Consider the following 21,541-nt stretch of genomic DNA (forward strand, 5'->3'; position numbering starts at 1 on the left):
GCCCGGTGCTCCCCGCGCACGCGGGGATGGTCCCTGGAAGGACTCGCCCTGGACCTGCGAGTGCGGGTGCTCCCCGCGCACGCGGGGATGGTCCCAGCCGTTTGACGGGGTCGGGCCGCCCGGCCCGGTGCTCCCCGCGCACGCGGGGATGGTCCCTGGAAGGACTCGCCCTGGACCTGCGAGTGCGGGTGCTCCCCGCGCACGCGGGGATGGTCCCCGAGGCTTCCCGGGCGGGGGAAGTGGCCGGAAGTGCTCCCCGCGCACGCGGGGATGGTCCCCGGCTGTCCGGGGTCACCGGCGAACGGGTGTCGAACACCAGCTTGTGCTCCCCGCGCACGCGGGGATGGTCCCAGGTAGAGGGTCTCGGTGCTCATCGGGTGGTGGTGCTCCCCGCGCACGCGGGGATGGTCCCTGGTTGATGTAATTCCAGATCTGTGCATAGTCGTGCTCCCCGCGCATGCGGGGATGGGTCGCAGCTTCCGGGCCGGGGGAAGCTTCTGCTGGCTGGTCGCCGGATTGTTCTTCCTACAGGCCGTGTTCGCGTTTGGCCGCAGCGATGAGGCCGACCAGCGCGTCAGCGGTGTCCGCTTGCACCAGGACGTCGCCGGGGTGCTGTGCCCACAGGCCGTCCAGGTGGGTGACGGGGACGTTGCGGTGCAAGAACCCGACATACCAGCCGGGGTTGGTCTGCTCGATCCGCTCCAGGGCTTGAAGGTCGGCGCGCACCCGGCCGAGGTCCAGGACGCGCAGGGTGGTGGGGGTGTTCTCCCAGGGGCGTTGGAAACTCACCGCCGGGTGGCCGTTGTCCTCGGTGGGGGTGATCTGCCAGGTCATCGGCGCTCCTGTGCGCGTCTGGGCGGGGCCGGTCCGGGGAAGTACGACCGGCCCCGAGAGGGTGGGGCCCGGGTCCGGTACAGGCGGGTACCGGCCCCGGGCGTGGTGCGGCGCGGCAACCCCCCGGGGTCAGGGAACGGGGGAGGGTGCGTCATCGCCGCACCGACCGCCGGGTCCAGGCCCGGCGGGGTCTTTTCAGGGGGAGCGGCCAGCGGCGACCCGGCGGGTCACGTACCGCATGTGCTGGGACAGCTGGTCGGGGTGTGGGTGTCGGAGCGGGGTCACGGTGGCGGGGCCCAGGTAGAACGCCACCCACGCGCGTAGGGAGTAGGACCACATCACCCACCAGTGCGGGGCGTGCTGGAGGGTGAGGGCGTCGGCGGTCTCCTGCTGGGCCCGGTCGTGCTCGGGGTTCCACTTCACGGGTTCTCCACCACCGCGCGGATGGTGAGGGGCCCCATAGCGGTGCCCTTCCACTCCCAATCCCACTCCCAGTACACGGCCAGGTGATCGACCAGGTGCAGACCCGGCAGGGGGGCCTGGCGTGGGTCACCCAACCGGGGGTAGGGGATGGCGGTGTCCCTGCGGGGGCCGTTGTCGGTGACGGCGATGCCGATGAGGAACGGGTTGACATCGACCACGACCCGCACGGTTCCGCCGGGGTCCCCCGAGCGAGTGTGCTTGTGGGCGTTCGAGGCGAGCGCTTCGGCCACCAACGCCACCGGTTTCGCGGCCCGGCGGGGGATCTTGGCCCGCACCCAGTTCGACAGGGCGGTGTACTCGCGTTCGTGGCCGAGGACGATGCCGTGCTTGTTCGGCTGGTCGAACCCGATCCGGTGCGGGTACGGGACGCCGGCCTCAGGGTCGGGGTCTGGTTTCGGTGCCGTGGTGCCGGTAGTCTGCATTCGTCTCACCTCGTGTCTTTGCGGGACAGGTGGGGCTTTTGCCTCGGAGGTCGTTGCCCGCGACCACCGAGGCTCTCTTTTTGCCCGAGGTGGCCGCCCCTTTCGCATCCCTAATCGAGAGGGGCGCCACGTGCCGGTTGGGCGTTGAGCCCTTCCGGGGCTACACGATTACATGCCTGTGAGGGCTCACTGAAGAGCGCGAACCAAGCTTCTTACCTTTGTCGTTGACGTGTATTTTTTTGTCGTATTCTGTCGTCAAGAACTGCCTGGTTGTGATTTGCTTAAGACATGACAGAGGCCATGGAAAAGGACATATCGGATGTTCGCATGGGTCGGGCCCTCTCCCGCTACCGCAAAGGCACTGGCCTGACGCAGGAGCAACTAGCCCGGAGGCTGAAGATCAGCAAGGGGCTGGTCTCTCTCTTTGAGCTGGGGAAACGCAAAGTGTCAGCACCCCTCATCGCGGAGCTTGACAAGCATCTCCGCGCCGAGGGGCGACTCATCCGCGTCCACAAGGACCTGTACGCCCCAGATGAAGTTGACTGGTTGGGTCAACTCGCGCAACACCAGATGGAAGCGGAGCTGATCCGGGAGTATCAGCGGCTTCACGTACCAGGAAACCTACAGAGCCCCAGCTACGCCGCCGCGATCATCTCGTCGGGTGCGCCATGGTTCCCGCCGGACGAGGTGGACGAGAGGGTCGGAACAAGGAGGGAGCGAGCGCAGCGCTTACTCGAATGCCCTACCCCGCACTACCACGTCGTGTTGGATGATGCGGCGGTGCGTCGACCTCTGGCGAAACCCGAGGTGATGCGGGAGCAGTGCGCAACCCTGCTGGAAAAGCTCGAATCAGGGCGGGTCCTACTCCAGATGTACGAATGGGGCCAATACCCTCACCCTGGCGTTGATGGTTCGTTCGCGCTCATTGCGGCGCCGGCGGCGCCTGAAGTTCTCCACGTCGAATCGGTGTTGCGCGGACAGACCTCCGACGATCCGTCAACAGTGCGTCGATATGGCATGCTGTTCAGCAGATTGCAGGCCGCTGCCCGGACCCCGGCTGCTTCGGCGGACCTGCTTCGACGGTTGATTGAGGAGTACACGGTATGACGAACTCGTACCTGGACAGTGACGGCGCGTGGCACAAGTCGTCCTACAGCTCTGGGTCGCAGAACTGTGTGGAGGCCTTGGAGGGGGAGAGGGTCTTGGTCCGCGATACCCAGAACCGCGGGCACGGTCACATCGACTTCACCACTGATGCCTGGAGTGCAGTTCTCCGGGTTCTGTAGCACGCGAGTGCGCAGAACCGGCCCCTCGCCATCCGTATTGGCGAGGGGCCGGTTCTCGTGGTTCTGCGGATTCAGGCTACCCCGGGGTGCGACCTGCCACCAGGACCAAAGCCACGAGCATCTACCGCGCGCCCAGGTGCTCCGCCCACGCGGTGGCCGCCGCAGACAGTTCCCGCAGCCACCCTTCCTTGGGGTGCGACCGAGCGATCTCCACGTACTTGCGAGCGTTCACCGCAGAGCACACCTGCCGCGCCCGGACCGACGCAACCCTCCATGCCTTCAACTCGGACACCCAACTCAAAGCCGATGCAGGTGTGTGCCCAGCAGAGACCAGCTGCACGCCGAGCATGGTCGGCATCAGCGCCGCAGAGGCCCGGGTTGGCCACTCCCAGTCGACCACCCACCCACGCCCGCTCCCATCCAGCAGGATGTTCCGGCCGTGCATGTCGGTGTGGGTCAGGGCATCTCCGCGCAGGTAGGGAAGATCCTGCTGGTCCGCGAACTGGTCCCAACGGGTGTCCTCCCACTCTTCCGCCACGGCGGGCAGCCCCACCGTGTAGATGCGGTCGACCGCCGACATTGCCGGGCCCAGGTCCGGGGAACCCGGGGTGAGGTCGGTTGGGCGAGCATCCAGGGCCTCGACCACGGTCACGAGCCAACCATGGTCCTCGATGTGGAAGAGGAACCTGGGCGCCACCCCTTCCAGGTGAGGACCGATCGCGGCTTCGCGTCGAGTCGCCTTCCGGTTTCTCCCGGCCTTGTTCGGAGCGGCCTTGACGAACACGCGTTCACCCTGACTGTGTTCGACGATCGCGGTGGTGGCACCCCCGTACCCGCCCGTAGCGGGCTTGATGACGAGGTCTGTTCCCAGACGGGGTTCGAGCAGAGCGATGATGTCGCGGTCCATGGTCATTTCCTGGGCGGGCACCAGCTCAACGGGCCGGGCCGGCATTCGTTATCGGGTGCGCATTCAATGGTGACGTGGCCGTCGTCGTCCTCGTCGTTGTCCTTCTTCCCGGCCAGGATCTCAGAGCGGGCCTGAGCCATGTCCGGGCCGGTCAGGATATCGGCCAGCCCTTCGGCGTGGACGCTTCCTGTGGACATCCAGGTGGTGAACACGCACGGGGACACGGTGCCGTCCGGTGAGACCGACGCCCGGTTGTCTCCGCACGCCCCGCACAGGCCGGAGCAGTCGGGTTCTCGGCCTTGGGCTGCGCGCCCGTAGGGGCGGACGTGGTCGATGCCGATGCGGGTCACGCCGAGGGCTTCGAGTTCGGCCCGGGTCTCCTCCACCCCGTCCCCGTGGGTGGTGATGATGCTCGCCCGGGTGGGGATGCCCAGGGCCAGGGCTTTGACGAGGTTGCGGCGGGTGTGCCGGTGGGAGGCGGCCCGGCCGGTCATGGCGTTGTGTCGGGCGGGGTCGGCCGAGTAGTAGGAGGTGGCGAGCGACATGCCGGGGCGTTGGAGGAGTTCCCACCACGTGTCGGTGACGTGCACGAGGTTGGAATACACCTCGGCCGACATCCCGGAGTTCAGGGCGTGGGCTGCGATGGCCAGCGCGTCGGGGTGCAGGGTGGGTTCGCCTCCGATGAGCTGGAGGTGGCGGACCCCGGTGTCGGCGGCCTGGTCGATGGTGCGCATCCAGTCGGTGCGGGTCATGGTGCCGTGCCCGCCGGTGGGGCCGGAGTTGTTGTAGCAGTGGGCGCATTCGAGCTGGCATTGGCGGGTGAGGTCGAGCCAGATCATGCCGGGGGCGGTGGTTGGCCGTTCGGGGGTGATGGTCACGCGGCCTCGCTTCGGGAGGTGGTGGCTGTTCCATCGGGCCCAGGGGCCCACCACGGAAAGTAACCCCGCGACGCCGCTCCCACACCGGGTTGGCTGGAACCGGCCACCCGCACGAACGGCCGCCCCCACCCCGGGTCGTGGGGTGGAGGCGGCCGGCAGCGGGTTCTGCACGGGCGGCAACGGGACCGAACCGTCCCCGACCTGGCGCCGGGCAGGTGGTTGTCTGCGCGCCTCCGTGGCGGCCACGAACGCGTCGATCTCCTCGCCCGGCCCGGTCGTGCGGGGGCCTCGGGTAGGACTTGTGTGGCGAGCGCTCTCACCTGGTGCGACGCGACAAGATGCCGGAGTGCTGTCCGCGCCCGGCCTCTGCGGGAGTGAGCGGCAGCCCGACCGGAGCACCGATTCCAGTACCGGTATAGTATGGCCGGTATAGTTATCCGTTGCGTGAGAGGGGCGCCGCATGATCGAGATCCTGAAACCCGCCGAACTGGCCCGAGCCAAGGACACAGGCGCCCTGGTCGCCGACATCCTGCAGACACTGAAGGGCCGGAGCACGGTCGGCACGAACCTCCTGGACATCGACCGGTGGGCCGCGGCCATGATCACCGACGCCGGAGCGCAGTCCTGCTACGTCGACTACGAGCCCTCGTTCGGCCGTGGGCCGTTCGGCCACTACGTCTGCACGGCCGTCAACGACGCCGTGCTCCACGGACTGCCGCACGACTACACGCTCGCCGACGGCGACCTGCTGACACTCGACCTCGCCGTCTCCCTGGGCGGAGTCGCCGCGGACTCCGCCATCAGCTTCGTCGTGGGCGAAACGAAGCCCCCGGAGAGCCTCGCGATGATCAGCACGACCGAGCGCGCGTTGAGCGCGGGGATCGCCGCCGCCGGACCCGGGGCCCGCATCGGCGACATCTCCCACGCCATCGGCGCGGTTCTCAGCGAGGCGGGGTACCCGATCAACACCGAGTACGGAGGCCACGGCATCGGATCGACGATGCACCAGGACCCGCACATCGCCAACACCGGACGGCCCGGACGCGGGTACAAACTGCGTCCCGGACTGCTGCTCGCACTGGAGCCGTGGATCATGGCAGACACCGCCGAACTCGTCACCGACGCCGACGGGTGGACGCTCCGCAGCGCGACGGGCTGCCGGACGGCGCACAGTGAGCACACGATCGCCATCACCGGCGACGGAGCCGAAATCCTCACCCTGCCGAAGCAGGCGCACGCGTGAGGTCGCGGCCCGCTCCCAGGGGCCCCGGCCCGCGGTGTGAGGCGGGCCGACCGCCCCGGGCCGGTCAGAACACCGGGGCCACCACACCGTCCGGGTCGGCGGCCTCGCACTCGGCGCAGTCGCAGTAGTTCGTCATCGATATGGACCGGCACCGGGTGCAGATCTTGCGCTTGGCGCCGGGCGCGTCGTGCTTCCAGTCGTGGTGCCCGCGCCGACAGATCCCGGAGGGGCGCAGAGCGGTGTCGTCACGCGATGAGTCCATGGCAGAACCGTAGCCCCGCCGGACAACCGGGGCCAGGGCCACCGGTCCTCCCCGGTGGAGGCGTTCCTGGGCACTCCGGACGTTCCGGGCGCCGGCCGACGACCCTGAAGCTTCGGGGCCGGGCCCGGACAGGCCGAAGCCCGGTACCGCCGCGCGACGGCACCGGGCTCCGGTAGACCGACCTGGAGGGGTCAGGCGTCCAGGTCGGTGGCCAGCATCTCCACCAGCTCGTCCAGGACCTTGTCGGCGGTCTCGGACTCCTCGGCGGCGAGGGTCACGGTCTCGCCGTGCTTCACGCCCAGGGCCATCACCCCGAGCACGCTGCGCGCGTCCACAGGGTCGCCGCCCTCGCGGGCGACGGTGACGGGCAGGCCGGACGCGTTGACGGCCTGGACGAACAGGGAGGCCGGTCGTGCGTGCAGGCCGAGAGGCGAGCCGATGGCCACGGTGCGCTGGGGCATGTCAGTCCTCGGGGAGTAGTCGTCGGCCGGGAGGGAACCCGGCCCGGTTCACAGCTTCGCAATGTCAGAGCTTGTCGACCGACCACCGGGGGTCGGGGTCGGGTACCACGGTGATCGCGTCGGCGCCCACGTCCTCGGGGGAGGGGACCGTGGTTCCGGGAAGGGACACCGCGGCGGTCCCCCACGCGACGGCGTGCCGCAGCCGCTCGACGGGGGAGTCGCCCGAGCCCAGGAACCCGGCGAGGGAGCAGTCGCCCGCGCCCACCGTGCTGCGCGTGCGGACCTCGGGTCCGTGCGCCCACCAGGTGTGCTCGGAGTCGACGAGTATCGCACCGTGCCCGCCCAGTGTCACCAGGGCCGAGCGGTTGCCCCATCCGAGGACCTCACGCGCGGCCTCGACGACCTCCCCGACGGTCGGCAGGTCCCGGCCGATGAGCTCGGCCAGCTCCTCGTGGTTGGGTTTGAGCAGCGACACCGTCCCGGCGCGGGCCGCAGCCTCCAGGGGCTTGCCCGAGGTGTCCAGGGCGAGTGACACCCCGTAGGAGGCGGCGAGCTCGGCGACGCGCACGTACAGGTCCTCGGGCGCCCCGGCGGGGAGGCTGCCGCTGGCGACCACCCACTCGGGTCCCCCGGCCAGCTCGTTCTCCAGGGCGGCCAGGAGGGCGTCGGTCTCCTCGGGGGTCAGGGTGGGGCCCGGGGCGTTGAGCTTGGTGGTGGTGCCGTCGGCCTCCGTGACGGCGACGTTGGCGCGGGTCTCCCCCGCGATGGGGACGGTGACGCACGGCAGGTCGCCGAGGAGGGTGACGAGTTCGGCGCCGCCGCCCCCGCCGACAGGGAGGACGGCCTTCGTGGGGACGCCCGCCCGGCGCAGGGCCCGTGCGACGTTGACGCCCTTGCCGCCGGCCTGCGCGCGGGTGTCGGACACCCGCAGGACTTCGCCCCGTACGAGGTGGTCGACCTCCAGGGTGTGGTCCACGCTCGGATTGGGGGTGAGGGTGAGGATCATCGGTTCTCTCTTCGAGGTGTCCGTGCCCAGCCCGGCCCGGATGTGGGACTGCTTTTGATTATGTGTGTTTGTCTGTGTATGTCAACACTATTGTGTCTGGGTTTCCGGTTCCGCTCTGGGGGGTGGGGTCCGATGTGTGGTTGGCGGGTCCGGGTGTCTGTGGTGCCGCTCAGATGTTCTCCGCCCTCGTTTCCTGGTCATGCCGGTCGACTGAGGCGTGCGGAGCATGGGTCTTCGGCGGGATTGCTGCGATATTGGGAGGGGGTACCCCTTGTGTGTCCCAGGCAACACGATTAAACTCACCGAAAACCACACCGAAACACAGGTGATCCAACATGTACGCGGAAGAGCGCCAGAAGGTGATCCTCGAACGCGCCCGCCGTGACGGCCGGGTCGACGTGACGGGGCTCGCCGCGGAGTTCGACGTGACCTACGAGACCATCCGGCGCGACCTCACGGCGCTGGAGCGCCACGGTGTGCTGCGCAGGGTCCACGGTGGCGCGATCCCCGTCGAGCGGCTGGGCTTCGAGCCCACCCTCAACGTGCGCGACTCCGTCATGACAGAGGAGAAGGAGCGCATCGCCAAGGCCGCTCTGGCCGAACTCCCCGACGAGGGCGCGATCCTGCTCGACGCGGGGTCCACCACGGGACGCCTCGCCGAGCAGCTGCCCGCCGACCGGGAGCTCACCGTCGTCACCAACTCCCTGTCCATAGCGCTCACGCTCACACCGCGTACCAACATCAACCTCATGCTTCTCGGCGGGCGCCTGCGCACGAGGACCCAGGCCACGGTCGACGCCTGGGCTCTGAGGGCGCTCGCCGAGTCCTACGTGGACGTGGCCTTCATCGCCAGCAACGGCGTCTCCGTCGAACGCGGGCTCACCACCCCCGACCCCGCCGAGGCAGAGGTCAAGCGGGCCATGATCGCGTCCGCGCGACGCTCCGTCCTCCTTGCCGACCACACGAAGGTCGGCAACGACCACTTCGCCCGCTTCGCCGCGGTCGAGGACCTCGATCTGGTCATCACCGATACCGGGCTCGCAACCGGGCTCGCCGAAGAACTGGAGGCCTCCGGACCCCGCGTCCAGGTGGTCTGACCAGACCGGGTGCCCGGAGCAGCGGGAGGGACGACGGTTCGCCGTCCTGAACCGACCGCCCCACCCCTCCCGGGTGCCCCACCCGTCACTTTCTCCCCATATCGGCGCGGCAGATCGCCCGTCGTACCTCCCAGGAGGTCCCCCATGTCCACACAGCAGAGCAGCAGACTCACGACGGTGCGTTCCGCCGTCCAACGCTTCGGCGGGTCGCTCTCCAGCATGGTGATGCCCAACATCGGCGCGTTCATCGCCTGGGGCATCATCACCGCCCTGTTCATTCCCGACGGCTGGCTGCCCAACGAGTACCTGGCCCAGCTCGTCGACCCGATGATCAAGTTCCTGCTTCCGCTGCTGATCGCCTACACCGGCGGAAGCCTGGTGTACGGGCAGCGAGGCGGCGTCGTCGGCGCGGCCGCCACCATGGGTGTGATCGTCTCCGCGGACATCCCCATGTTCCTGGGCGCCATGGCCATGGGCCCGCTCGCCGCCTACCTGATGAAGCACTTCGACCGTGTCGTCCAGCCGCGCATCAAGACCGGCTTCGAGATGCTGGTCAACAACTTCAGCGCGGGTATCCTCGCGGCCCTCCTGGCGATCCTCGGCGCCTACGTCATCGGCCCGGTCGTGCGGACCATCGCCGACGCCCTGGGCGCGGGCGTGCAGTTCCTCGTCGACATGAGCCTGCTGCCGCTGGTGTCGATCATCGTCGAGCCGGCCAAGGTCCTCTTCCTCAACAACGCCATCAACCACGGCGTCTTCACCCCCCTCGGCTCGGCCCGCGCGCTCACCGAGGGCAGTGCCATCGAGTTCCTCCTCGAGGCCAACCCCGGCCCCGGTCTGGGCATCCTGCTGGCGTGCATGTTCTTCGGGCCGAAGATCAGCCGCGCCACCGCTCCCGGCGCCATCGTCATCCACCTCTTCGGTGGAATCCACGAGATCTACTTCCCGTACATCCTCGCCCAGCCGAAGCTGATCCTCGCCGTGATCGGCGGCGGCATGTCCGGTGTCGCGACCTTCATGGTCATGGACGCCGGGCTCATCTCGGCGGCCTCCCCCGGCAGCATCATCGCCATCATGGCCGTCACCCCGCCCGGAAGCCACCTCGGTGTCCTGGCCGGTGTCGCCGCTGCCACCATCGTCTCGTTCGTCCTCGCCTCGCTCCTGCTCGGCTTCGGCCGCTCCGAGCGCAAGGCGGAGAAGGAAGAGCAGGCCAACCAGGCCACAGCAGAGAACCAGGAGACCACAGCATGAGCAGCATCCAGGGGTCCGACATCAAGAGGGTCGTCGTCGCCTGCGACGCCGGTATGGGGAGCAGCGTCCTGCTGACGTCCCAGCTGAAGAAGTCCCTCTCGCCCCACGGTGTGACCGTGGAGCACTCCGGCGTGGACCGCATCCCGGAGGGCGCCGACGTCGTCCTGTGCCAGGCGGGCCTGGTCGCGCGGGCCAAGGCCCGGGTGCCCGACACCGTCGTGGTCGGCTTCCAGATGTTCCTGGGCGACCCCGCCTTCGCCCGCCTGGAGCAGGCCATCAAGGACGGGAGCACCCTTGCCGACTGACCTCACCCTGACCGCCGACGCGGTGCGCCTGGGGCGCGCCGCCGCCGACCGGGCCGCCGCCATCGACCAGTGCGGTGCGCTCCTGGTCGAGCTGGGCGCCGTCGAACCGGGCTACGTGACCGCGATGCACGAACGCGAGGCCTCCGTCCCCACCTTCGTCGGTGAGGGCGTGGCCATCCCGCACGGCACCGACGCCGGGCGGGCCCTGGTCAAGGAGACCGCGCTGGCCGTCATCCAGTTCCCCGACGGGGTCGACTGGGACGGGCCCACCGTGTACGTGGCCATCGGTATCGCCGCCTCCGGGGAGGAGCACCTGGGTGTGCTCTCCTCCCTGGCGGGGGTGCTCACCGACCCGGAGAAGGCGGCCCGGCTGCGCTCCGCCGCCACCCCGGCCGACGTCATCGAGCTGCTCGGCCCCGGCCAGAGCGACTGAGCGGCCCACACCGCGCGGTTCCCCGCACCGGCCCACAGGCCGGTCCGTCCACCACACCACCCGCTGGGCCGTGACCCGGCCCGGCGGGGCCCCACCAGAAAGGCCCGAACATGCTCGTCGCCCGCTTCTACGCACCCGGTGACATCCGACTGGAGCAGGCCCCCGAGCCGACCGCCGGACCCGGACAGCTCAAGATCGCCGTCGCCAACTGCTCCACCTGCGGCACGGACGTGAAGATCTCCCGGCACGGCCACCACCACATCCACCCGCCCCGCGTCATCGGCCACGAGATCGCCGGTCGCATCGTGCAGGTGGGCGAGGGCGTCACCGGCTGGGCCGAGGGCGACCGCGTCCAGGTCATCGCCGCCATCCCGTGCGGTACCTGCGTCGAGTGCGCCGACGGCCGCTTCACGGTGTGCTCCAACCAGGAGTCGATGGGCTACCACTACGACGGCGGTTTCGCCGAGTACATGATCATCCCCGAGTCGGTCCTGGCCGTGGACGGGGTCAACCGGGTGCCCGAGAACATCGACCTCGCCGAGGCGTCCGTCGCCGAGCCGCTCGCCTGCGTGCTCAACGGCCAGGAGATCGCCGGTGTCGGCAAGGGCGACACGGTCGTCGTCATGGGCGCCGGCCCGATCGGCTGCCTCCACGTCCGGCTCGCCCGCGCCAAGGGCGCCGCGAAGGTCTTCCTGGTGGACATCAACCGTGGCCGCCTCGACATGTCCGCCGACGTCGTCCAGCCGGACGCCACCATCTGCGGTGAGGAGGTCGACGCGGTCAAGGAGGTCCTCGAACTGACCGGCGGCCGCGGCGCCGACGTGGTCATCACCGCCGCCGCGTCCGGACGCGCCCAGGAGGACGCCCTCCAGATGGTGTCGCGCAGCGGCCGGATCAGCTTCTTCGGCGGCCTGCCCAAGGACGCGCCGATCATCCAGCTGGACTCCAACCTCGTGCACTACCGGGAGATCTCCATCTTCGGGGCCAACGGCTCCAGCCCGGAGCACAACCGCCGGGCCCTGGAACTGATCTCGTCCGGCGCCGTCCCCGTGGCCGACCTGATCACCGAGCGGATGCCCCTGTCGGACGTGCACAAGGCCATCGAGACGGTCGCCTCGGGCACCGCCATCAAGGTGACCATCGAGCCGTAGGACCCCCACCGGGGCCGGACCAGCGCCGGGGACGGCTGCCGTCCCCGGCCCGGAACCGGTCCGACCGGGCGGGGTTGTCCACAGCCCCTACCGGGGCCCGGAGCCCTGGGGTTTGCTTGACATAGGGGGCCCGGAAGGCCGGTCGGCACCGCGCTGCCCGTGGTCCGCCGCCGGCCCGGCTCCGCGCCGGGACGACCCGCCCGACCGGCACCGCGCCGGACCGGCCGCGACCACCGGGCCGCGACCGGGCGGGGGTCCCGCCGCCGCTTCCGAACCGCCCCCGAGCCCCTGCACCCTCTCCCGACCGCACCTCCCCCGACCAGCACCTCCCCCGACCGCACCGGCCCCGGCGTCCGACGCCGCGATCCGGGGCAGGAAGACCTCGGCCCGTCACCCTCCCGGGCCGCCCACCGCCCATCGACGTACGGAGCGACCATGGCGCAGACCGAACACCCCTCGCCCACCGGCGGTGCCACCCTGCTGTCGGGCATCCCGGCCAGCCCCGGCGCCGCCGTCGGGCCGGTCGCCCGGATGGCCGACCCGCCCACCCTCCCGGAGGACCGGCCCGCGGCCGGTGACCCCGGGGACGAGGCAGCCGCCGCCCGCGGGGCACTGGAACGGGTCGCCGACCTGCTCGACGCGCAGGCCGCGCAGCTCACCGGCGAAGCCGCCGCGGTGCTGGGCGCGCTGGCGCTCATGGCCCGCGACCCCGAGCTGGGGCGGAGGGTCGGGGAGCGCGCCGAGGCCGGTGAGCCCGCCGCCTGGGCGGTGCACTCCGCGTGCGGCGCCTACCAGGAGCTGATGCTCGCCGCCGGCGGCTACCTGGCGGAGCGCGCCGCCGACCTCGCCGACATCCGGGACCGGGCCACCGCACTGCTCCTCGACCTTCCGATACCGGGCCTGCCCGACCCCGGCGTCCCGCACGTGCTGGTCGCCGACGACCTCGCCCCCGCCGACACCGTCCGGCTCGACCCCGCGCAGGTCCTCGGCATCATCACCCGCCTCGGCGGCCCCACCAGCCACACCGTGATCCTGGCCCGCGCGCTCGGCATCCCCGCCGTCGTCGGGTGCGCCGGAGCCGAGACCCTGCTGGACGGGGTTCCGGTGGCGTTGGACGGCGACGCGGGGACGGTCCTCCCCGAACCCGACGCCGAGCTCGCCGACGAGATGGTGCGCCGCACCGAGCGCCGCCGGGCGCTGCTCGCCGAGTCCACCGGCCCCGGCCGGACCGCGGACGGGGTGCCCGTCGCCCTGCTTCTCAACGCGGGGGAGGGCAATTCCAAGGAGGCCGGCGCGCACGACAGCGAGGGCATCGGCCTGCTGCGCACCGAGTTCCTGTTCCTGGACCGCGCCGACCCGCCGACGGTGGACGCGCAGACCGCCACCTACACGCGGCTGTTCGAGGAGTTCTCGGGCCGGACCGTCACGGTGCGGACCCTGGACGCGGGCTCGGACAAGCCGCTGGCGTTCGTGGAGACCGGCCACGAGGACAACCCCGCCCTGGGCGTGCGCGGGTTCCGGACCGCTCGCGTGCACCCGGGCCTGCTCACCGACCAGCTCGCCGCGATCGCCGCCGCGTCCCGTGAGGCGGGCGCGCGGGTGCGGGTGATGGCTCCGATGGTGTCGACCCCCGACGAGGCGTCCGACTTCGTCGCGCTGGCCCGCGACGCCGGGATCTCCGAGGCCGGGGTGATGATCGAGGTGCCGGGGGCCGCGCTGCTCGCGGACCGGCTGATGAGCCGGGTGGACTTCGTCTCGATCGGCACCAACGACCTCGCCCAGTACACGATGGCCGCCGACCGGACCCTGGGTTCCCTCCCCGACCTCCTCGACCCCTGGCAGCCCGCCCTCCTCGCCCTGGTGGGCACGGTGGGCACGGCCGGCGAGCGGTCGGGCCGACCGGTGGGCGTGTGCGGCGAGGCCGCCGCGGACCCGCTGCTCGCCCTGGTCCTGGTGGGCCTCGGGGCCACCAGCCTGTCGATGTCGGCGCCCGCACTGTCCGCGGTACGCCACGCGCTGGCCCTGCACACCCACGAGCAGTGCCACCGCCTGGCCGAACTCGCCGTGGCGGCCTCCAGCGCCCAGCAGGCGCGCGAGGCGGTGCGCTCCGCCGCGCACCCGGAGTCACTGGACTGACCCGGGACCACCGGTCCGCGACCCCGCGCACACCCCGTGGTCACGGGCCGGTCCCCTCGGCCGGGGCCAGGACCGGGAGGTCCAGGTAGGAGTCCTCGCCCAGCGCGAGGGTGAAGGTCTCGTCCGGCGGGCCGTAACGCGCGAAACACGAAGCGTCATGGCCCGCCACCGAGACCCTGATCCGGTGACCGGCCCGCAGGACGAAGGAGACGGGCAGGAGTTCCACGGCGAGGTGGAGGAACCGCCCCGGGACGACCGGCAGTCTGTCGGCCCGGGTGAAGCTCCGCGGCACCCCGAGGCCCGCTGGTCCGGCGGGCCCGGCCGTCCCCCGGTGGACGAACCGCAGGCACCCCTCGGTCAGGTAGGAGACCACGCCGTCGGGGCCCACGTCGTCGAGGTAGACGTAGACGGCTCCGTCCGACCCCGTCGTCGCGAGCCGGAGCGCCACCAAGGGGAACCCGAGAACCCGGATCCCGTCGGGGAAGGGCGGGGTGGTGAAGGAGGGGAGGGCCTCGTCGGCCGCACCGCGGCCGGGGTACGCGGCTCCCCGTCCGGACTCACCGGCGAGCCACCGGTTGGTGCCCCCCGACGACGTGGCGGGGTCGACGCGGTACCGCAGGGTCGTCCGCGGCCCCGGCTCCTCCGTGAGGCCGCCCCGCGGCCCCGGGTACCAGCGTCGCGTACCCAGCCCCTCCGGCGGCCACGAGCCGACGGTCCGCCACTCCTCGGTCCCGAGGGTGCAAAAACCCAGCTTGCCGCGCCCCCCGGGCCGCCCGTCCCGGCTGTCCCGCCGCAGGTACCTCGCGAAGAAGTCCACGAGGCGGCGGCCTTGGCCCTCGGGGCCGAACCTGTCCCCCTCCAAGACACCGGCCGGGCGCAGCGGGTCCACCAGGGCCCTCCCGCCGTGGTCCCAGGGGCCGATCTCGACCTCCTGGTGGTTGCCGAGCGCCGCGAACCGCATCAGTGCCCCTGCCGCGAAGGCTCCGTCGATCCAGCCCGCGCGGATCAGCAGGGGGACGTCCGACGCCTCGGTCTCCCCCCGGTGGGAGGCCGGGGCGGTGGCCTTCCAGTCGAGCCCCTCGACCCCGTCGTCGCGGCAGGGCACCCGGTCCAGGAGGGCGCTCACGTCGACGTTGTCCTGGTGCTCTCCGACGGCCTCCTCCAGCAGGGCGGGGCCGTCCGGTCCGTCCACGGGCTTGACCGGCGGCGGGAGCGGGACGGACTCCGGAGGCAGCCCCGTGAGCGCGGCGAGTTCCGCGGAGGAGCCGGCGACACCGTCCTTGAGGCGGCTCTCGCACATCCACCGGGCGAACCTGCCCGAGGTGGCGCTCCCGCCCGGGTAGAAGAGCTGCCGGTACGGGTCGTACGGGCTGAACAGCGCGGCGGCGGCGACGACGTGGGGGTTGCGGAGCCCGGCCACCAGCTCGGCGGCCTGCCCCTCGTACGAGGTGCCGTAGAAGCCGACGCGGCCGTTGGACCAGGGCTGCGCGGCCACCCAGTCGACGACCTCCCCGTAGTCCGCGATCTCGCGCTCACCGAGTTCGCCGGAGCGGCTCCCGAACGACGCACCGGTACCGCGTGCGTCGACCACGACCAGTGCGAAGCCGGCCTCGTTCCACAGGTCCCCCTCCGGCCGGTTGGAGTCCTCCGCGGGACCGGGGCCCGGTGGAACCTGTGAGCGGTGGTAGCGGGTGGCCCGGACGACCGTGCCGACGGCGCCTTCCGCGGCGATCCGTTCGACCGGTAGCCACACGTCGGCGGCGAGTCGGACGCCGTCGCCGACCGGAACGTACAGGGCCTGGAGGCGGCGCGCCGTGTCGATCGTCATGGCGCGGAGTCTGGCACAGGGGCCCTGGCGGCGACATCGCTTTTCGGGCGGCGGGGCGCCGCTCGAAGGAGCCCTGCCGCGCCGCAGGGTCGACGGCGGACACCCGGCGGGTCTCCCGCCGGGCGTCCCGCCCGCCCCTATCGGCTCCGGGCGCCTCAGGTGGTGTAGTCGGCGTTGATCCGGATGTAGCCCTCGGTCAGGTCGCAGCCGTAGGCCGTGAACCCGCCTGCGCCGATCCCCAGGTCGACGCCGATCAGGACCTCGTCGCCCTTCATGTGCCGGGAGGCGCGCTCCAGGACCTCGTCCGTGGGCTCGGCGGGGTAGGTCTCCACGTCGCCGAAGACGATCCGCACGTTCTCCGGCGAGATGTCGGTCTCCTGCTCGCACTTGCCGACGGCCATCGCCACCCGGCCCCAGTTCGGGTCGGCGCCGTGCACCGCGGTCTTGACCAGGGGCGAGTTCACGACGGTCTTCGCGACGAGTTTGGCCTGGGCGTCGTCGCGCGCACCGGTGACGCGCACCTCCAGGAGCTTGCTGGCGCCCTCGCCGTCCGAGGCGATCATGCGCACCAGCTTCAGGGCCACCTCGTACAGGGCCGCCTCGAACGCGGCGGTGTCCACGGGCCCCGCCAACCCGTTCGCGAACACCGCCGCCGAGTCGCTGGTGGAGGTGTCGGTGTCGATGCTCAGGGCGTTGAACGTCCGGTCCACCACCCGGCGGAACACCTCGTCGAGCACGGGCTGCTCCAGCTCGGCGTCGGTGAAGAACCAGGCCAGCATGGTCGCCATGTTCGGCTCGATCATGCCGACGCCCTTGGCGATGCCCGTCACGGTCGCCCCGCCCACCCGAGCGGAGGCGGCCTTGGGGCGGGTGTCGGTGGTCATCATCGCCCCCGCCGCCCGGTCCAGGTCCGCCGGGGGGAACCGCGCGGGCAGGCCCGCCAGGTGGGTGCGCACCTTCTCCATCGGGTAGGGGTGCCCGATCACGCCGGTCGACGCGACCAGGATCTCCTCCGGGCGCACCCCGGCGGCGCGGGCCACGCCCTCCTGTAGTTCGCGGGCGTGGTTGTCGCCGGCCCGGCCGGTGGCGACGTTCGCGTTGCGGGCGATCACGGTGACGCCGCGCGCGCGGCCGTCCGCGGCCGTCTCACGGCTGAGTATCACACTGGGCCCGGCGAACCGGGACCGGGTGAACACGGCCGACACGTGCGCGGGAACCTCCGACACCACCGCGAAGAAGTCGTCCTTCGGGTCCTTGATCCCGATGTTTCCGGCCACGCTGCGGAACCCGGCGGGTACGGGGGTCTGGTTGCTCATGGTCCTCCTCGGGGGCTTCTCCGGCGCCACACTACTCCGGCGTCCCCGGGCTCGTGCCCCCGCGGTCACCGGGCCCCATTACGGCCGTGACCTGCTCGGGTTTCGTCCTGCGCAGGGAAACCTCCCGTGTGACAACAACCGGATAACGGGGTATCCGCCGAGTGTGATACCACCCGGGGGGAGGCGTGTTGTGCGTGATGGTGACTGGCTCACGGAGACCGGGGCGCAGATTCGGGGCGTCCTGAAAGTGATGGTGGACGCCGGGTGGCTGCCGGGCGGCGCGGCCGTCATCGGCACCGGCGGCATGTGGGAGTTCGTCGCCGTGGGCCGGATCGACGGTGAGAACGACACCGCGCCGGACGTCGCCTACGACGTGGCGAGCCTGACCAAGGTCATGGCGACCTGGCCGTTGGTCGGGCAGGCGGTCGCCGAGGGGATTTTGGACCTGGACGCACCGATGTCCGAATATCTGCCCGCGGAGGGGCTGCCAGGGGCCCGGGTGACCGCGCGGCAGATCCTCACCCACACCAGCCGGCTCAATCCGGTGACGTGGCTGGAACGGTACGTGGGTACCGGCCAGGACCTGGGGGAGGCCATCCTCGCCGACCCGTTGGAGGACCCCGGCTACCAGTACGTCGACCGGGGGTTCATCCTGCTCGGCCTGCTCCTGGAACGCCTCTACGGCATCAGCCTGGACCGGCTTGCCGCAGACCTGTGGGATGAGCTGGGGATGCGTTCGACGACCTTCGGGCCGGTGGCGCGGTCACCGGCCGTGGCGCCCACCGAGCGCCGCCTGCCGGGAGCCGCGCCCGCCTGGGGGGTGGTGCACGACGAGGCGGCGGCGCTGATGGGCGGGGTCGCGGGGCACGCGGGCGCGTTCTCGACCGCCATCGACGTGGGGGCGTTCGCCCGGGAGGTGCTGCGGATGCACGAGGGAGGGCCCGGCCCGGTCCCCTCGCCGTTCGTGCGGACGAGCTGGCAGCCGCACGTCGACGCGGGCCAGCGCCTGTGGCGGGGGCTGGGCTGGCTGATCACCCCCGAGGGGGTGGTCTACCACAACGGGTTCACGGGGACGAGCCTGTTCCTGCACCCGGACAGCGGACGGTACGTGGGTGTGCTCACCAACGCGGTGCACTACGGACGCGACCGGGTCGGGTTGGGGGACCTGCGCTCGGCGGCACGGTCGGCGCTCACGCCCCAGGCGCACGGATCGCCTCCGTGAGTCCGTCGAGCAGCTCCGCCAGACCGGCGGGGCCGGGGACGACCAGGTCGGAGGCGTCGGCCACCGCGGTGACCTCGTCGGAGGAGGAGCACACGGTCAGACCGGGGACGCCCTGCCCGCGCAGGGCGGCCACGGCCCCGAACGCGGGGAGGTCGCCGAGGTCGTCGCCGGCGTAGAGCACGGCGCGCGCACCGGTCTCCTCGACGAGGGCGGTGAGGGTCGCACCCTTGTCCACACCCTGTGGACGGAGTTCGACGACCATCCGCCCCGGCTCCACCTGGAGGTCCGCCCGCTCGGCCAGGGCGGTCAGGGCGGGGGTGAGCAGGGCGAGCGCACCGTCGGGATCGGCGGTGCGCCGGGTGTGCACGCTCAACGACCGGCCCTTGTCCTCGATCCAGGTGCCCTCCGGTGCGCCCGTGCGGGCGACCAGGTCGGGAAGCTCCTCCCGGACGAGGGCCACGCCGGGCGGCGGCTCGGCGGCGACGACGTGCCCGTCCCTCCAGTGCTCGGCGCCGTAGTGGCCGAGCACGGTGATACCGGGGACCCGCTCCAAACCGCCCATCCGGACCGCCGTGGCGGCGGGCCTCCCGGTGATCACGGCGACCGAGCCGATCAGCCCGGCCAGGTCGGCGAGGGTCTCCACGATCCCCGGATAGGGGGCGGACGTGCGCGGGTCGGCGACGATCGGTGCGAGCGTGCCGTCGAAGTCGAAGGCGGCCAGGGCGCGCCCGGGCACGGCGACGAAGGCGTCGAGCCCGGTGCGTCCGGCGTCCGTGCTCGGTCGGGGCAGGTTCATGGAAAGCCTTTCCGGTGAAGCCGCGTACGCGGGCGAAACGGAGTGGGACGGGCGGGGCGCCGGACCGTCCGCGCGCTCCCGCCCGGGCCGGGCTCGCGCGGATGGGCGCCCGGTCGTGCTTCTGTGTCCCCGGCGGCGGTCGGTGTCCCTGACCGGGAAGGGGGCGGTACGCCGGGGATGGCCCGTACGACACGCCCGAGGGGATTCGGTGAGGATCCGGTGGAGAACGCAGCCCGCAGGGGTGAGACCGCTGCCCTCAGCGGGTACCGCGTCCATGTGACCGAAAAGAGAAGAGGGACAAGGGTTCAGAGTTGGATGCCGAGCTGACGTGCGTTGCGCTGTCGGCGGCGGTCGGCGCGAAGCCGACGCAGGCGCTTGACGGTCATCGGGTCGAAGGCCAGAGCCTCGGGGCGTTCCACCAGCCCGTTCAGCAGTTGGTAGTAACGGGTCGCGGAGAACCCGAACTCGTCACGGATCGCCTGTTCCTTGGAGCCCTCGAACTTCCACCACTGGCGTTCGAAGGCGAGGATGCGCTGTTCGCGTTCGGCGAGGGCCGACTGACCGTCTCCGGTCGGACCGATATTCGGCATGGGACACCCCCTGGACGGGAAATTGGTTTGTCCGGATCGGCGCGACTCATGCTAGCGACTCGCCATGCCGTACGCGGACCCCGAAACACAGGACTGGCACCAGGGATACAGTTACGTTTTCTACCCCCGAGGCCACTTGTCCACGCCGGAATCCTGTGCTCGTGACAGGATTGTGGAGGTCCGGGGAGGGCCGCGTGGAACGTCGACCGCATCGTTCGAGGGAGCCAGACGTGCTCGGGGGCAACAGTCGTGACAGGACACACACACGCCATGTTCGTGGCGCAACCGCCGCGGCATGCGCGGCCGTCACCGTCCTCGGCCTGACGGCGGTCCCCGCCGCGGCCGACGGCCAACCGGACTTCCGACCGGAGCAGTGGGGCCTCCAGTCGATCGGCGCACAGGAAGTGTGGCCGGACACCCAGGGCCAGGGCATCACCGTAGGTCTGCCCGGGATCTCCGTCTACGAGGACCACCCCGACCTGGTGGACAACCTCACGGTCGACACGCAGTTCGGGGAGGGCGGCGACCCCGAGACCGGCAGCGGAGCGGCGGCCCTGGTCGGGGGACACGGCCACGGCATGGACGCCGACGGCGGCGTGCTCGGGGTCGCGCCCGCCTCCACCCTCCTCGTGCTTCCCACCCAGGACGAGCTGGACGACGCCGTCCGTTTCGCGGCGAACGAGGGAGCCCAGGTCATCCTGCTGCCGGAGACGGACGGATCCGTCGACCTGACGGACGCCACCCGGGAGGCCGTCCAGAACGGCGCGCTGGTCGTCGGCCCGGCGGGGGGCGGCGAGGACGCCAGCGTGCTCACGGTCGCCGGAACCACCGAGGGCGGCGACCTCATCCCGGGCTCGCCCGCCGCCGAAGGGGTCGAGCTGACCGCTCCCGGCGCCGACCTGGAGACCGCCGGACCGGACATGGGACAGGTCCAGGTCACCGGTACCCCCTACGCGGCCGCCGTGGCCGCCGGTGCGGCCGCGCTGCTCCGCGCCGACTACCCGCAGCTGCGCCCCGAGCAGGTCCGCGAGGCCCTGGTCCAGGGCGCGCAGCAGGGCCCCGGCGGGCTGCCCGCCCTGCACCTGCCCACCGCGCAGGCGCAGGCGGCCGATACCGCCCAGGACATCCCGCTGATCGACGAGGACCTCGTGAACGAGGGGGAGCAGTCGCAGGGCGTGCCCGTCTGGGCGTGGTTCCTCACGGTCGGCGCCGTCCTCGTCCTCGGGGTCCTCCTGCTGGTCGTGTGGCTCCGCCGCTCCACCGCCGACCCCTACGGGGTGAAGGCCGAGCGCCGCGAGGAGGACGCGCAGATCGCCGCCGAGCGCGCCGCCGAGGCCCCGTCCAACGGCCGCCGCAAGCAGAGGGGCGGTCGCCGCCGCAAGACGCGCGGCAACTGACCGGCCCCTGCGCCCGTCCCCGGGGCGCCGACGACCACTCGGCGCCCCGAAACGCTCCCTACCGGCGGCCCGAATCCCGCGGGAACCCCACGACCCCCTCGGAGGGCACCCTCCGGGAGAGCTCTTCGTGAGCCCTCGGGGTGGGAAGTGTTGCGGGTCGTCACCCAGGTCACACAGCCTGTGATGTAACGTCTGCGCGTGCATATGTAAGCACGCCCGGACGCTCTTGACGCGGGC

The 21,541-nt window shown here is 71.5% G+C and carries 23 protein-coding genes and 1 CRISPR repeat array; of the genes, 11 read left to right on the plus strand and 12 right to left on the minus strand.

The features are described 5' to 3' along the window. The first annotated feature begins 5 nt into the window (after positions 1–5). Positions 6–473: direct repeats of the CRISPR family, unit length 29 nt; unit sequence GTGCTCCCCGCGCACGCGGGGATGGTCCC. A gap of 52 nt (positions 474–525) precedes the next feature. From ACFWTE_RS06480 to ACFWTE_RS06490, 3 genes are all read right to left on the minus strand, one after another. Further along, entirely contained in the window at positions 526–834 is a 309-nt protein-coding gene (locus ACFWTE_RS06480) for a hypothetical protein (RefSeq protein WP_378778305.1), read from the minus strand. Positions 835–1,029: 195 nt separating this feature from the next. Further along, entirely contained in the window at positions 1,030–1,257 is a 228-nt protein-coding gene (locus tag ACFWTE_RS06485) for a hypothetical protein (RefSeq protein WP_378778306.1), read from the minus strand. After that, positions 1,254–1,739, minus strand: coding sequence for an ATP-binding protein (locus ACFWTE_RS06490; protein WP_378778307.1), 486 nt, complete (start codon positions 1,737–1,739; stop codon positions 1,254–1,256). Before ACFWTE_RS06490 ends, ACFWTE_RS06485 begins: the two co-directional genes overlap by 4 nt. A gap of 288 nt (positions 1,740–2,027) precedes the next feature. Here ACFWTE_RS06490 and ACFWTE_RS06495 point away from each other — a divergent pair, with 288 nt between their 5' ends. Further along, on the plus strand, positions 2,028–2,846 hold the full coding sequence (locus ACFWTE_RS06495; protein WP_378778308.1) for a Scr1 family TA system antitoxin-like transcriptional regulator: 819 nt from the start codon (positions 2,028–2,030) through the stop codon (positions 2,844–2,846). Beyond that, on the plus strand, positions 2,843–3,025 hold the full coding sequence (locus ACFWTE_RS06500) for a DUF397 domain-containing protein (protein WP_378778309.1): 183 nt from the start codon (positions 2,843–2,845) through the stop codon (positions 3,023–3,025). The genes ACFWTE_RS06495 and ACFWTE_RS06500 overlap by 4 nt, the downstream gene beginning before the upstream one ends. 121 nt (positions 3,026–3,146) lie before the next feature. On the opposite strand, the gene ACFWTE_RS06505 is transcribed toward ACFWTE_RS06500, so the two are convergent. After that, positions 3,147–3,932, minus strand: coding sequence for a protein kinase (locus tag ACFWTE_RS06505; protein WP_378778310.1), 786 nt, complete (start codon positions 3,930–3,932; stop codon positions 3,147–3,149). Positions 3,933–3,934: 2 nt separating this feature from the next. After that, a complete protein-coding gene (locus tag ACFWTE_RS06510) occupies positions 3,935–4,810 on the minus strand; it encodes a radical SAM/SPASM domain-containing protein (RefSeq protein WP_378778311.1) in 876 nt (291 codons plus the stop codon). A 460-nt stretch (positions 4,811–5,270) separates the two neighbouring features. Here ACFWTE_RS06510 and map point away from each other — a divergent pair, with 460 nt between their 5' ends. Next, the gene (gene map / locus ACFWTE_RS06515) at positions 5,271–6,053 is read left to right on the plus strand and encodes a type I methionyl aminopeptidase (protein WP_378778312.1); all 783 of its coding nucleotides are present in this window, start codon (positions 5,271–5,273) and stop codon (positions 6,051–6,053) included. Between the two features lie 64 nt (positions 6,054–6,117). Here the strand turns inward: map and ACFWTE_RS06520 are convergent, their stop codons facing one another. From ACFWTE_RS06520 to pfkB, 3 genes are all read right to left on the minus strand, one after another. Further along, entirely contained in the window at positions 6,118–6,315 is a 198-nt protein-coding gene (locus ACFWTE_RS06520; RefSeq protein ID WP_378778313.1) for a hypothetical protein, read from the minus strand. Positions 6,316–6,506: 191 nt separating this feature from the next. Beyond that, a complete protein-coding gene (locus ACFWTE_RS06525) occupies positions 6,507–6,776 on the minus strand; it encodes an HPr family phosphocarrier protein (protein ID WP_378778314.1) in 270 nt (89 codons plus the stop codon). A 64-nt stretch (positions 6,777–6,840) separates the two neighbouring features. Further along, the gene (gene pfkB / locus ACFWTE_RS06530; RefSeq protein ID WP_378778315.1) at positions 6,841–7,782 is read right to left on the minus strand and encodes a 1-phosphofructokinase; all 942 of its coding nucleotides are present in this window, start codon (positions 7,780–7,782) and stop codon (positions 6,841–6,843) included. A 335-nt stretch (positions 7,783–8,117) separates the two neighbouring features. Here pfkB and ACFWTE_RS06535 point away from each other — a divergent pair, with 335 nt between their 5' ends. The 6 genes from ACFWTE_RS06535 to ptsP all read left to right on the plus strand — a co-directional run bounded on the left by ACFWTE_RS06535 (position 8,118) and on the right by ptsP (position 14,155). Further along, positions 8,118–8,879, plus strand: a complete 762-nt coding sequence (locus ACFWTE_RS06535) for a DeoR/GlpR family DNA-binding transcription regulator (protein ID WP_378778316.1) — start codon at positions 8,118–8,120, stop codon at positions 8,877–8,879. A gap of 144 nt (positions 8,880–9,023) precedes the next feature. Continuing rightward, positions 9,024–10,130, plus strand: coding sequence for a mannitol-specific PTS transporter subunit IIC (gene mtlA / locus ACFWTE_RS06540; RefSeq protein ID WP_378778317.1), 1,107 nt, complete (start codon positions 9,024–9,026; stop codon positions 10,128–10,130). Then, positions 10,127–10,435 (plus strand): PTS lactose transporter subunit IIB, encoded by a 309-nt coding sequence (locus tag ACFWTE_RS06545; protein ID WP_378778318.1) that lies wholly within the window; start codon positions 10,127–10,129, stop codon positions 10,433–10,435. Before mtlA ends, ACFWTE_RS06545 begins: the two co-directional genes overlap by 4 nt. Then, complete coding sequence (locus tag ACFWTE_RS06550; RefSeq protein WP_378778319.1) at positions 10,425–10,868, plus strand: PTS sugar transporter subunit IIA; 444 nt, start codon at positions 10,425–10,427, stop codon at positions 10,866–10,868. Before ACFWTE_RS06545 ends, ACFWTE_RS06550 begins: the two co-directional genes overlap by 11 nt. Positions 10,869–10,978: 110 nt before the next feature. Then, positions 10,979–12,019, plus strand: coding sequence for a zinc-dependent dehydrogenase (locus tag ACFWTE_RS06555; RefSeq protein ID WP_378778320.1), 1,041 nt, complete (start codon positions 10,979–10,981; stop codon positions 12,017–12,019). A gap of 435 nt (positions 12,020–12,454) precedes the next feature. Next, on the plus strand, positions 12,455–14,155 hold the full coding sequence (gene ptsP, locus ACFWTE_RS06560) for a phosphoenolpyruvate--protein phosphotransferase (RefSeq protein WP_378778321.1): 1,701 nt from the start codon (positions 12,455–12,457) through the stop codon (positions 14,153–14,155). 40 nt (positions 14,156–14,195) lie between these two features. Here ptsP and ACFWTE_RS06565 read toward each other — a convergent pair whose 3' ends face one another. Together ACFWTE_RS06565 and argJ are read right to left on the minus strand one after the other, a co-directional pair. After that, positions 14,196–15,983 carry a CocE/NonD family hydrolase gene (locus ACFWTE_RS06565; RefSeq protein ID WP_378778322.1) on the minus strand — a complete coding sequence of 596 codons (1,788 nt, stop codon included), beginning with the start codon at positions 15,981–15,983 and terminating at the stop codon, positions 14,196–14,198. A 155-nt stretch (positions 15,984–16,138) separates the two neighbouring features. Next, positions 16,139–17,299: a bifunctional glutamate N-acetyltransferase/amino-acid acetyltransferase ArgJ gene (argJ, locus tag ACFWTE_RS06570; protein WP_378778323.1), complete on the minus strand. Its 1,161-nt coding sequence runs from the start codon at positions 17,297–17,299 to the stop codon at positions 16,139–16,141. Positions 17,300–17,489: 190 nt separating this feature from the next. Here argJ and ACFWTE_RS06575 point away from each other — a divergent pair, with 190 nt between their 5' ends. Then, entirely contained in the window at positions 17,490–18,521 is a 1,032-nt protein-coding gene (locus ACFWTE_RS06575; protein WP_378778324.1) for a serine hydrolase domain-containing protein, read from the plus strand. On the opposite strand, the gene otsB is transcribed toward ACFWTE_RS06575, so the two are convergent. Together otsB and ACFWTE_RS06585 are read right to left on the minus strand one after the other, a co-directional pair. Continuing rightward, a complete protein-coding gene (otsB, locus tag ACFWTE_RS06580) occupies positions 18,490–19,317 on the minus strand; it encodes a trehalose-phosphatase (RefSeq protein WP_378778325.1) in 828 nt (275 codons plus the stop codon). The two genes, ACFWTE_RS06575 and otsB, sit on opposite strands and share 32 nt — an antisense overlap. A gap of 305 nt (positions 19,318–19,622) precedes the next feature. Next, positions 19,623–19,907: a DUF3263 domain-containing protein gene (locus tag ACFWTE_RS06585; RefSeq protein WP_267947912.1), complete on the minus strand. Its 285-nt coding sequence runs from the start codon at positions 19,905–19,907 to the stop codon at positions 19,623–19,625. 230 nt (positions 19,908–20,137) lie between these two features. Here ACFWTE_RS06585 and ACFWTE_RS06590 point away from each other — a divergent pair, with 230 nt between their 5' ends. Then, positions 20,138–21,304, plus strand: a complete 1,167-nt coding sequence (locus ACFWTE_RS06590) for a S8 family serine peptidase (RefSeq protein WP_378778326.1) — start codon at positions 20,138–20,140, stop codon at positions 21,302–21,304. Positions 21,305–21,541: the final 237 nt, after the last annotated feature.

The organism is Nocardiopsis sp. NPDC058631, from assembly GCF_042716955.1.
Classification (GTDB): Bacteria; Actinomycetota; Actinomycetes; order Streptosporangiales; family Streptosporangiaceae; genus Nocardiopsis.